Source organism: Ancylobacter dichloromethanicus (assembly GCF_018390645.1).
GTDB classification, from domain to species: Bacteria; Pseudomonadota; Alphaproteobacteria; order Rhizobiales; family Xanthobacteraceae; genus Ancylobacter; species Ancylobacter dichloromethanicus.
Genome location: NZ_JAHBGC010000064.1, coordinates 25,210 through 37,045, shown reverse-complemented (window position 1 = coordinate 37,045; position 11,836 = coordinate 25,210). Strand labels below are relative to the sequence as shown.

General features: G+C 66.4%; 8 protein-coding genes. 5 read left to right on the top strand and 3 right to left on the bottom strand.

What is annotated here, in order from left to right; all coding sequences use genetic code 11:
- Positions 1-61: 61 nt before the first annotated feature.
- From KHC23_RS23805 to KHC23_RS23795, 3 genes are read right to left on the bottom strand one after another with little or no spacing between them, the layout of a single operon-like run.
- Positions 62-1,225 (bottom strand): osmoprotectant NAGGN system M42 family peptidase, encoded by a 1,164-nt coding sequence (locus KHC23_RS23805; RefSeq protein WP_213376193.1) that lies wholly within the window; start codon positions 1,223-1,225, stop codon positions 62-64.
- Complete coding sequence (ngg, locus tag KHC23_RS23800; RefSeq protein ID WP_213376192.1) at positions 1,222-2,913, bottom strand: N-acetylglutaminylglutamine synthetase; 1,692 nt, start codon at positions 2,911-2,913, stop codon at positions 1,222-1,224. Before ngg ends, KHC23_RS23805 begins: the two co-directional genes overlap by 4 nt.
- Before the next feature lie 16 nt (positions 2,914-2,929).
- The gene (locus KHC23_RS23795; RefSeq protein ID WP_213376191.1) at positions 2,930-4,705 is read right to left on the bottom strand and encodes an N-acetylglutaminylglutamine amidotransferase; all 1,776 of its coding nucleotides are present in this window, start codon (positions 4,703-4,705) and stop codon (positions 2,930-2,932) included.
- Positions 4,706-5,628: 923 nt separating this feature from the next.
- Here KHC23_RS23795 and KHC23_RS23790 point away from each other — a divergent pair.
- The 5 genes from KHC23_RS23790 (at position 5,629) to KHC23_RS23770 (ending at position 11,758) form a co-directional block, all read left to right on the top strand.
- Positions 5,629-9,027, top strand: coding sequence for an autotransporter domain-containing protein (locus KHC23_RS23790; protein WP_246544921.1), 3,399 nt, complete (start codon positions 5,629-5,631; stop codon positions 9,025-9,027).
- 139 nt (positions 9,028-9,166) lie between these two features.
- Positions 9,167-9,973, top strand: a complete 807-nt coding sequence (locus tag KHC23_RS23785) for a DeoR/GlpR family DNA-binding transcription regulator (protein WP_213376190.1) — start codon at positions 9,167-9,169, stop codon at positions 9,971-9,973.
- A 167-nt stretch (positions 9,974-10,140) separates the two neighbouring features.
- Positions 10,141-10,395 carry a DUF2188 domain-containing protein gene (locus tag KHC23_RS23780; RefSeq protein ID WP_213376189.1) on the top strand — a complete coding sequence of 85 codons (255 nt, stop codon included), beginning with the start codon at positions 10,141-10,143 and terminating at the stop codon, positions 10,393-10,395.
- A 100-nt stretch (positions 10,396-10,495) separates the two neighbouring features.
- On the top strand, positions 10,496-10,675 hold the full coding sequence (locus tag KHC23_RS23775; protein WP_213376188.1) for a hypothetical protein: 180 nt from the start codon (positions 10,496-10,498) through the stop codon (positions 10,673-10,675).
- Between the two features lie 279 nt (positions 10,676-10,954).
- Positions 10,955-11,758, top strand: coding sequence for a transporter substrate-binding domain-containing protein (locus KHC23_RS23770; RefSeq protein WP_213376187.1), 804 nt, complete (start codon positions 10,955-10,957; stop codon positions 11,756-11,758).
- The last annotated feature ends 78 nt before the right edge of the window (positions 11,759-11,836 follow it).

Sequence of the window (11,836 nt, the reverse complement as noted above, 5' to 3'; positions counted from 1 at the left end):
ACGAAGGCCCCGGGTCGCTCAGGGTGGGGAGCGTCCCGGGGGAGATTTTTTGACGAGGCGGCTATTCCTCCAGATCCTCGTTCTCGCTCTCGGGGGAAAGCTCCGGCACCGCTTCCTTGGTCGGCTGGCGGGTGAAGCCCCTGAGATCCGCCGTCGGCTGGAAGTCGCGGGTGATCTCCACCGGGCTGACCACATAGGCCGTCACCAGCTCCGCCAGCGAGCGCAGCGCGTGCATGTGGATGCGTTCATAGCCGTGCGAGGCGTCGACGCCGAAGGTGATCAGCGCCGTGCGCACATCCGCGCCGGCGATCACCGCGCTGGCCGAATCCGAGCGGTAATAGCGGAACAGGTCCTTCTGGTAGCGGATGTCGTTGGTCCGGCACAACTCGGCGAGCTTCTTGGTGAGATGGTAGTCGAACGGCCCGCTCTGGTCGGCGGTGGAGAGGGTGACGCCGAACTCGTCGGAATTCTGCCCCGGCGCGGTGGTGCCGTTGTCGATCACGACCAGCGAGGCGACATCGGCGGTGAGCACCGCCGAGGCGCCGACCCCGACCTCCTCCGAGATCGAGAACAGCCAGTGGATGTCGACCGGCGTTTCCGCCTTGGCGTCGTGCAGGGCCTTCAGCGCCGCCAGCATCACCGCGACGCCGGCCTTGTCGTCGAGGTGGCGGGAGACGATGAAGCCGCTGTCGAGAAACTCCGGCTGTGGGTCGATGGCGATGATGTCGCCGACCTCGAAGCCGAGATGGGCGAGGTCGTCGGCGTTGCGCGCGCGCGCATCGACACGCATTTCGACATGGTCCCAGCCGATCGGCAGCCGGTCGACCTCGTCGTTGAAGGTGTGCCCGGAAGCCTTCAGCGGCAGGATGGTGCCGCTATAGCTGCCCTTCTCGGTGAAGATGATGCCGCGCGCGCCTTCGGCAAAGCGCGCCGACCAGGTGCCGATCGGCACCAGGGCGAGCCGGCCATTGTCCTTGAGCTGCTTCACCTGGGCGCCGAGCGTATCGACATGGGCGACCAGCGCCCGGGCGCCGAGATGGGTGCCGCCGGGGCGGTTGGCGCGAATGGCGCCGCGCCGCGTCAGTTCCACCTTGAGGTCGAAGCTGGCGAGCTCCTTGGCGACGAAGCGCACGATGGTGTCGGTGTAACCGGTGGGACTGGGGATGGCGAGCAGCTTGCGCAGCACCTTGGCGAGATAGTCGGCGTCGATGGTCAGCCGCGTCATGCGTCTCCCCTGGCCTGCGGAGCTTCCATCACCTGCCGCACGCCGGCGGGAATGGCGAGCGGAAACAGGAGGTCGATGAACCGTTCGGCGGTCGGCTGCGGTTCGTGATTGGCAAGGCCCGGGCGTTCATTCGCCTCGATGAACGCATAGTCGGGCTCCATCGGCGATTTCACCATCAGGTCGACGCCGACCACCGGAATGTCGATCGCCCGCGCCACCTTGATGCCGGCCTCGACCAGCAGCGGATGCACCATGTCGGTGACGTCGTGAATGGTGCCGCCGGTGTGCAGATTGGCGGTGCGCCGCACCCGAAGCTCTTCGCCGGCGGGCAGCACGGAATCCATCGCCATGCCCGCGTCGTGCACCGTCCGCTCGGTCTCGCCATCGGCGGGAATGCGGGATTCGCCCCCGGTCGCGGCGGCGCGGCGGCGGCTCTGCGCCTCGATCAGTTCGAGGACGGTGCTGCTGCCGTCGCCCACCACCGTGGCGGGGCGGCGGATGGCGGCGGCGACCACCCTGAAGTTGATGACCACGAGGCGCAGATCCTCGCCCTCGACGCATTGCTCGACCAGCACGTCGCTGGCCACCTTGCGGGCCTCGACGACGGCGGCGTCGAGCTGGTCCAGCGATGTCACGCCCACGGAAATGCCGCGCCCCTGCTCGCCGCGCGCCGGCTTCACCACCAGCCGGCCATGCCGCTTGAGAAAGGCGGCGATCTCCTCCATTGGCACCCCGGTGGTAAGCTGCTCGGGCACACGCACCCCCGCTTCGGCGACGATGCGGCGGGTGATGGCCTTGTCGTCGCAGATCGACATCGCCACCGCCGAGGTCAGTTCCGACAGGCTCTCCCGGCAGCGCACCGAGCGGGCGCCGAAGCTCAGCCGGAAGAAGCCGTTCCCGGGGTTGATGGGTTCGACCATGATGCCGCGGCGGCGGGCCTCGTTGATGATGATCTGGGCGTAGGGATTGTAGCCCTCATTCTGTTCCGGGCCGGCGAACAGCTTCTCGTTGATCGGGTTCTTGCGCTTCACGGTGAAGAAGGTCACCCGCTCGAAGCCGAGCTTCTCATAGAGGGCGATGGCCTGATTGTTGTCGTGCATCACCGAGAGGTCGAGAAAGGCCGCGCCGCGTGCGGCGAAATGCTCGGCCAGGCTGCGCACCAGTGCCTCGCCGATGCCGGGCTGGCGCGCCTGCGGGTCCACCGCGAGGCACCAGAGCGAGGCGCCGCGCGCGGGATCGTCGAAGGCGAGGCCATGATCGACCCCTGTCACCGTGCCGACCACCCGGCCTGTGGTCTCGTCCTCGGCCACCAGATAGGTGATCGGGTCGGGCGAGCGTTCCGACTGGAAGAACTGCAACGGCACCGTCACCATGGCGCGCGAGGCATAGATGCGGTTGATGGCGTCGGCATCGGCGCCCGATGCCAGCGGGCGGATGACGAAGCCGGCCAGCGGCCGTTCCGAGGGGCGGTAGTCGGCAAGGTTCAGGCGGAAGGTGTGGGAGGGATCGAGAAACACCTCCTGCGGCGCGTGCGACAGCAGCACATGCGGCTCGTCGATATAGACCGCGATGTCGCGCCGGTCGGGTCCTTCCTCGCGCAGCGTGGCGACGAGGTCCGACAGATTGTCGAAGGTCTGGCCGAAGATCAGCCGGCCCCAGCCGACATCGAAGGCGCAATTGGATTTCACGTCGCTCTCCTCCCGCTCAGACGCTGTGCGACTGGAGCCACATCTCCAGCAGCGCCACCTGCCACAGCTCCGATCCGCGCAGCGGGGTGATGTGGGAGACCGGGTCGGCGAAGAGGGTGTCGAGATAGTCCTGCCGGAACAGCCCGCGCTCGCGCGCCGCCTGCGAGCCCAGCACGTCGCGCACCATGTCGAGATAGGGGCCGGAGATGTATTTGAGCTGCGGCACCGGGAAATAGCCCTTCGGCCGGTCGATCACCTCATGGGGCACCACCAGCCGGGCGGCGTCCTTCAGCGCGCCCTTGCCGCCGTGGGCGAGCTTGAAGGCGGGCGGAATGGTGGCGGCGAGTTCCACCAGCTCATGGTCGAGGAAGGGCACCCGCGCCTCCAGCCCCCAGGCCATGGTCATGTTGTCGACCCGCTTCACCGGGTCGTCGACCAGCATCACCTGCGAATCCAGCCGCAGCGCGCGGTCCACCGGGGTGGCGGCGCCGTCCGCCAGCAGATGCGCGGCGACGAGGTCACGGCTGGCATCGGTGTCGGCCATCCATTCCGGGCCGAGCTGGCGGGCCAGCGTGGCGTGATCGCGGTCGAAGAAGCCGCGCGCATAGTCGCCGACCACGTCGTTGCTGTCGGCGAGCGGGGGATACCAGTGATAGCCGGCGAACACCTCGTCCGCGCCCTGGCCGGACTGCACCACCTTGATCGACTTCGAGACCTCGCGCGAGAGCAGGTAGAAGCCGATATTGTCGTAGGACACCATCGGCTCCGACATGGCGTGGATGGTGTCGGGCAGTGCCCCCATCAGGTCGGAGGAGGGCACGAAGATCTTGTGATGGTCGGTGCCGAAGTGCCGGGCGATGAGGTCGGAATAGACGAACTCGTCGCCCTTCTCGCCATTGGCCTCCTCGAAGCCGATGGAGAAGGTGGCGAGGTCCTTCTGGCCCTCCTGCGCCAGCAGGCCGACGATGATGGACGAATCCACCCCGCCCGACAGCAGCACGCCCACCGGCACGTCCGCCACCATGCGCCGGCGCACGGCGGTGCGCAGGGCGTCCAGCACCCGGTCGCGCCAGTCCTGGGCGGTGAGCCCGGAATCTTCGGCCCGGCGCTCATAGGGCGGGCGCCAATAGGTGCGCTCGGTGAAGCTGCCATCGGGGGCGTAGCGGCGCAGTGTGGCCGGCGGCAGCTTGCGCACGCCCTTGAGAATGGTGCGCGGCGGGGGCACCACGGCGTGGAAGCTCATATAATTGTGCAGGGCGTCGCGGTCGATCGAGGTGTCGATGTCGCCGGCCGCCAGCAGCGCCGGCAGGCTGGAGGCGAAGCGCAGCCGCTTGCCGCCCTCGGCGTAATAGAGCGGCTTGATGCCGAAGCGGTCGCGCGCCAGCACCACCGCGCCGGTGTCGCGCTCGGCAATGGCGAAGGCGAACATGCCGTGGAAGCGCTCGACGCACGCTTCCCCCCAGGCATGATAGGCCTTGAGGATGACCTCGGTGTCGCCATGGGAGAAGAAGCGGTAACCCTTTTCCTCCAGCGCGGCGCGCAGCTCCGGGTAATTGTAGATGCAGCCATTGAAGGTCAGCGTGAGCCCGAGCTCGGGATCGACCATCGGCTGAGCGGCCTTGTCGGAAAGGTCGATGATGCGCAGGCGCCGGTGTCCGAAGGCTATGGGCCCGCGCGCTTCCAACCCGGCGCCATCGGGGCCGCGCGGGGCAAGTATATCCATCATGGACGAGATGACGCGCGCGTCAGCGAATGTGCCATCGAATCGAACTTCACCGGCAATTCCACACATGCTGGTTCTCTGTCTCCCTTGGGCTCGGACGAACGAAAAAGGGCCACATCGATTGCTGCGATCCGGCCCAGTCTGAAAGGGATAATACGGGCGCACGCCATTCGTTCAACCTTCGATGCAGGAATCTGGATTTCCCCGCGCACCGGCCTATGCCTTCATGCCCGGTGGCGCCCGCAGCTTTCTACTGAGCCGGCTTCCAGGCTGCGGGGTGGAACGGCGGGCCTGCGAGGCGGCTGGGCATGACCATGGATGCGATCAGGAACGTGGCGCCCGGGAAGGCGGTAGCGGGATCGGCGGTTTGCGGCTCTGGCCGGGCGACGCCTCGCCGTGCGGGTGGCAGCGCTCTCACCTCCAAAAAATGTTCACAAAGTGACATTTTCTTTATGGGCGGTGCTCGAATACGCAGACTGCGGTCACGCATTTCGCCTTCGAGCGCCTTCAACCGGGTTCTAGATCAAGATGCACGGCTCGTGCGTGCCGGTCGATCATCGCGTTGCCAATAGAATGTTGCATTTACAAAATTCACGCGCCTTCAAGCCGCATTCCGGCTCTCGATAGGCGCTCGGTTCCGCCCGGGCGTGGCCGAAGGGGGTGTCGCCGGGATTAGAAAAATTGAACTAAATCCGAAATATGGCCGTGTTTGCGGCCCGCCGGCCGGTCGAGCGACGAGCCGGTGGAAGCGTTGCAGATTAAAGACCCCGAATGGCCCGTGCCGGCGCGCCGTTGCGCGTCGCGGCGCCGGTCAAGGCGCGCGCCTGCTTTGCCGAGGATGGCCCAGGCGGTCCCTGCCGTATAAAATGTAATATAAACGACATTCTTGCATGGCAAAGTCCCGCATCTCGAAACATCCCGGCCGACATGCGGTGCCCCCCGGCCCGCTCCAGCAACGGCCGCGGACACTATGGGCGCATGGGGACTGCACGATGAATTTCAGGAACACCCGCCGGCGACGTGACTTCAGTCTGATCAAGGTGGCGTCGCGGCTGCTCTGCGGCGTCGCGCTCGGCGGCCTTGGCGCTGCCTCCGCCCAGGCGCAGGACGGCACGCTGCGCATCCTGACGCTGAACACCTGGGGCGATCAGTACGCGTCCAACCTCGGTGTCACCTCCGACTTCTTCATCAACGGCGATTACGACATCATCGCCCTGCAGGAATCGCGCACCAATACGCGCTACATTCCCGGCCTGACGCAGATGCTCGGCGACGCCGGCCTCGGCACCTATGCCGGCACCCAGATCAGCGATGTCAGCGTGCTCAGCCGGCTGTCCGGCACGTTCGGCGCCAGCACGCTTGGCGACGCCGTCGCCTATCAGAAGATCGATGCCCAGAACGGCGTTCCGCAGTCCATCATCGGCTCCGTCCATCTCAACTATTATGACGAGCCCAATATCCGCCTCAACGAGGTCAAGGGCCTCAACAGCTGGGCGGCCGGGTCGGACACCCCGATCATCCTGGTCGGCGACTTCAATGCCGGCGACGTCTCCGAGCGCGGCCTGCACAGTGCCGAGCAGCAATCCTACCTCTATGCCCGCACCATCATCGACGGGGGCTCATCGGCGCTGTGGAAGCAGCTGGCGACGGAGTATACGCCGGATGGCAAGGCCAGCGAATACGAGGCCTATGCGGCTTCGATGAAGGTGGTCGATTCCAACGGCCTGACGCATTACCGCAACGTGATCCAGGACTATTTCAACGCCCACCGCGACGAATTTCCCGGCAAGACCAGCTATTCGCAGCTCAGCTGGCGGCAGTGGGAGCAGATCATCGCCAAGGACATGGCGCAGAACGGCATCACCTTCGAGGACGAGACCTACCCGGTGGCGTCCAACACGCCGGTGACGATGAACGTGCTCAAGAAGCAGTACATGCTGCTCTACACGCCGGAGGAGCAGGAAGCCTTCGCGCCGCACGGCCTGGGCGACGGCACCACCACCTGGCCTTCGGCCGGCGAGGACGCCACCAATACATGGACCAGCTGGGACCGGGTGACGATCGACCATTTCATGGTCTCCCGCCCGTTCGGCAAATGGTACACCATCCAGGACGATCCCGATGACGCCTATACCGGCGTGCTCGACGAGGTCGGCAACATCAATGACGGCAGCGCGACGCTGTCCGACCACGAGCCGGTCGCCCACACGCTGAAATGGATCGGCCCGGCGCTGGAGACCTACACCGAGACGGTCGACGACGCGGAGGTGGAGAAGACCCGCCTGGTCTGGGGCGAGGCGGCTCCGGTGTTCGAAGAGAAGAACAAGGAATTCTACCTCACGCGCAACAACATGCGCACGGACGTCTATCTCGGGCAGATCGCCGACGAGAACGGCAACCCGATCCTCACCGATCTGACGCTGGAAGAGAAGAAGACGCTGCTCGACTGCACCAGCACCGACCCGCGCTTCCAGCAGGCCATCGTCGACTACTGCATCGACGATCACAGCTTCATCGGCGAGACGCTGGTCACCGATGGCGGCACGGTCATTGTCGACGAGGACGCCGCGCTCGGCACTTCGGCGGCGAGCCTGCATCTCGACAACGGCACGCTGCGGATCGCCGGCACCGACATGGCGCTGCTCGACCGTGCCGTCGTGCTGGAAGCCGGCGGCGGCGGGATCGACGTCGCCGAGGCCGACAATGCGGTGGCCATCGCCCGCGTCATTTCCGGCACGGGCGACCTGAGCAAGCTCGGCGCCGGCACGCTGGGCCTGTTCGGCGAGAACACTTATACCGGCGAGACCCGGGTCGAAGAGGGTCTGCTGGTGGTCGAGGGCTCGATCGCGAACTCCTCGCTCACCACCGTGTTCGACGGGGCGGCCCTTGCCGGCGCCGGCACGGTCGGCAATCTGCGCATCGCCTCGGGCGGCATGATCGCGCCCGGCCAGTCCATCGGCACCCTTGACGTCGCCGGTGATCTCAGCTTCGCGTCGGGCTCGTTCTACGAGGTCGAGGTCAACGCCGAGGGGCAGAGCGATCTCATCGTCGTCACCGGCGCCACCACCATCGAGGGTGGCAGCGTCGTCGGCATCGCCGCCGGCGGCGACTACCGGCCGGAAACCGCCTACACCATCCTCACCTCGGCCGGCGGCATCGAGGGCGAGTTCGGCGACGTCACCTCCAGCCTCGCCTTCCTCGACCCGACCCTGACCTATGGCGACACCGAGATCCAGCTCACCCTGGCGCGCAACGACACCGCCTTCGACCGGGTCGGCTACACCCGCAACCAGCAGGCGGCCGCGCGTGGCGCGGAAAGCCTGGGCTATGGCAACGCTCTGTACGACGCCATCGTCATGCAGGACGCGGCGACGGCGCGCTCCATCTTCACCCAGGTGGCCGGCGAGGTTCACGCCTCCACCTATGGTGTGCTGATCAACAACAGCCGCTTCGTCCGCGACGCGATGGACGACCGCCTGCGCGCGTCGGGCGGCGAGACGCTGCTCGCCGACATGACGGTGGTCGGCCTCGACACCAAGGCCCCGCGCCCGGTGGCAGGCGATACCAAGGAGGCGGCCCTGTGGATGCGCGGCTTCGGCTCCTGGAACGAGGTTGATGGCGACGGCAACGCCTCGGGCCTGTCGAGCAACACCGGCGGCGTTCTCGGCGGCTTCGATGCCAGCCTTCCCGGCAACTGGCGCGTCGGCATGCTGGCGGGCTACAGCCAGACCTCGGTCAGCCTCGACGACCTCGTCGCCAGCGCCGACAGCGACAACGTCCATCTCGGTGCCTATGCCGGAACCACTGTCGGCCCGGTCGGCCTGCGCGTCGGGGCGGCCTACACGTGGCACAGCCTCGACACCACCCGGCAGGTCAACATCCCGACCATCAGCGATCGGCTGACGGCGGATTACGATGCCGCGACCTCGCAGGTCTTCGGCGAACTGGGCTACCGGTTCGAAAACGAGAAGGGGACGCTCGAACCCTTCGTGAACCTCGCCTATGTCCACTTCAGCAACGATGCCTTCGCCGAGCAGGGCGGGGCCACCGCGCTGGACGGGCAGAGCTCCAGCCTCGACACCTTCTTCACCACGCTCGGCCTGCGCGCTTCCACCACCTTCAATGTGGGCGAGGCGCAGGCCACCCTGCACGGCACCCTCGGCTGGCAGCACGCCTCGGGCGATATCACGCCGGATGCCGCGCTCGCCTTCGTCGGCGGCGACGTGTTCTCGGTCGCCGGTGCGCCGATCGCCGAGGATGTGGCGGTGCTCGGGGCGCGGATCGAGTTTGCCGCCACGGAAAATGCTACCATCGGCATCGGCTATGACGGGCAGTTCGGTTCGGGGCAGAGCGACAACGGCGTGACCGGCACGCTCAGCGTCAAGTTCTGACCCTTCCGGGCTCAACTCAATCAACTGCCTGCCGGGGCTCACACAACCCGGCAGGCCCCGAGCGGCCTCGACCCATGCGGCGCCCGATGGACGCGGCATGGGTCGCTGGCTATTTTGATGCGTGCTTTCGAGAGTCGAGATGCAGATTCGCGACGAAGAGTTTGACGACGAGGGGAAGAAGGCGCGGCGCCGCGCGTTTTTGATGCAGTATCTCGAGCAGAACCGGTACATCTCGGTCGAGGAGATCGCGAGCCGCTTCTCGGTCACCACGCAGACCGCGCGCCGCGACATCGTCGCGCTCGAACTGGAAGGCAAGGTTCGCCGGCTGCACGGCGGCGCGGTCGCCTCGACGCCGATCGACCCGACCATCTACCGCCAGCGCCGCATCGCCAATGCGTCGGCCAAGGAGGCCATAGGCGGTGCCATCGCCCGTCTCGTGCCCGACAACGCATCCGTCTTCATCGACACCGGCACGACCTGCGAGGCCGTCGCCCGCGCCCTCATCGACCATAAGGGGCTGCGGGTCGTCACCTATAGCCTGCGCGTCGCCGCGACGCTGAGCGAGTGCACCGACTTCACCATCGCCGTGCCGGGAGGCTTCGTCCGCCAGGTGGATGGCGGCGTGTTCAGCCAGTCCTCGGCCGAGTTCATCCAGGCCTTCAAGTTCGACTTCGTCATCATCTCGGTCAGCGGCATCGACGAGGATGGCGACATCGGCGACGACGACTATGCCGAAGTCACCGCGGTGCGGGCCGCCATGCTGCAGGCCGGGCAGGTGATCCTCGCCCTCGACAGCAGCAAGTTCGGCCGCCGGGGGCTGGTGCGCCTCGGTTCGCTGAGCGACGTCGATCTTCTCGTCACCGAAACCGCGCCGACCGGCGATCTTGCCGCCGTCGCGGAGAAGAGCGGGGTCACCCTTCACCTCGCCCGGCTCCCCTCGGCCTGAGCCGGCGGCCCGAACATCCTCGCGGGCCGTGTCGCCCTCGGTGGCGGCTTCGGGGTGCCGGGCCGTGGCGATCGGCAACCGTGCGAAAACGGCCTCGGCTACCCTCGCCGGCGAGCCGGAGGAACCGCCCTGCGGGCTCGGCTGTTGTTGGTGGCGGGAGGACGACCATGACCCATATTCGCTACGAGATCGTCGAGCACGACGGTGGCTGGGCCTACAAGCTCGGCGACGTCTTCTCGGAGACCCATCCCACCCATGATTCCGCGCTCGCCGCCGCGCGCGCCGCGGCAGCCAGGCAATCCACCTCCGGCGAAACCAGGCCCATCGCCTATCAGGACAAGAGCGGCCGGTGGCACGAGGAGGTCGCGCAGGGCGTCGAGCGGCCGGACGTCGAGGTGGAAGACGGGCCGAAGAGCGCCTGAAGAAAAGCGATAGCGCCCGCACCGGACCATTTCGCCGTCGGGCCTGCTATAGGATGGCGCGAATGGCCGGGGTCGTGTCCCGGCGAAACAGGAGCACCTCATGGCCGAACGATTCGAACGGCATCGCCAGCCCTGGACCTATGAGGAACTGGAAAAGCTGAAGCTGCTGGCCAAGAAGGGCATGGCGCTGAAGGCGATTTCCAAGGCGATGACGCGTAGCGAGGAATCGATAAAGGACCGCGCCAAGCTCGACGGCATCGGCATCGCCCGCCTGCGCTGAACGGGTCTTGGCCGTCCCCTGTCTCGCCGCCCCACCAAGCCACACCGTCCTGCCGAGCCTTGCGGCGGCCATCAGCGCTGGCGTGGGCCAAGTGGCGGCAGCGTCATGCGCGCGGCGCGTGCGGCCCACCACGCCGCCCGGCGGCTAAGACTATTTGCCCAAACGGGGGCATCGAGACCGATGGCGCCCAATCTGGTAGTGCAATCGAGCGGCATGGCTATAGTATGGGCACCCGGAGGGTACGGCACCTCCGGAATCATTCAAATGGGGAAACCGGGAATGAACAAGTTCGCACTCGCGACGCTCGCCATACTCCTCGGCATCGGTCATTCGGCATCTGCCGATGTTCTGGCCAAGATCAAGGAGAAGGGCGTCCTTACTGTCGGCGTGAAGGCGGATTACAAGCCTTTCGGCTTCCGTGATCCTTCGGGCGCGATCGTCGGCATCGAGCCCGACCTCGCCGCCGACGTCGCCAAGCGGCTGGACGTCAAGCTTGAGCTGGTTCCGGTGATTTCGGCCAACCGGATCGAGTTCCTGCAGCAGGGCAAGATCGACCTGATGATCGCGACCATGTCCGACACGCCGGAACGGCGCAAATCGGTTCTGGGCATCGACCCGCAATATTATTCGGACTCGGTCAACGTGCTGATGTCCAAGAAGGCCAAGGTCGCCAGCTGGGAGGACCTGAAGGGCAAGGTGCTCTGCGGCACGTCTGGCGCCTGGTACAACAAGGCGGTCAATGCCAAATACGGCGTCGAAGTGAAGGCTTTCGACGGTTCGGAGAAGCCGCTGTTCGCGCTCAAGGGCGGCGAATGCATCGGTTATCTCTATGACCAGACCTTCGTTCAGGGCAAGCTGATCGATACCGAGTGGAACACCGATTTCGCCATGCCGCTTCCGGGCATCATGGAGGCGCCGTGGATGCTGGCCGTGGCGCAGGGCGAGGGCGCCTTTGCCAAGTTCATGACCGACACCACGATCGACTGGATGAAGACCGGCTTCATCGTTCAGGAAGAGACCAAGTGGGGCATCACGCCGACCGCCTATTCCCAGCGCATGCACGACAAGTACAAGGGGAACTGAGCGCTTCGCTTTGGCCGATCCGGGCGAAGCTCATGCTTCCGTCCGGGTCGGCGCCGGGCCGGCACGTGACCTTACAGC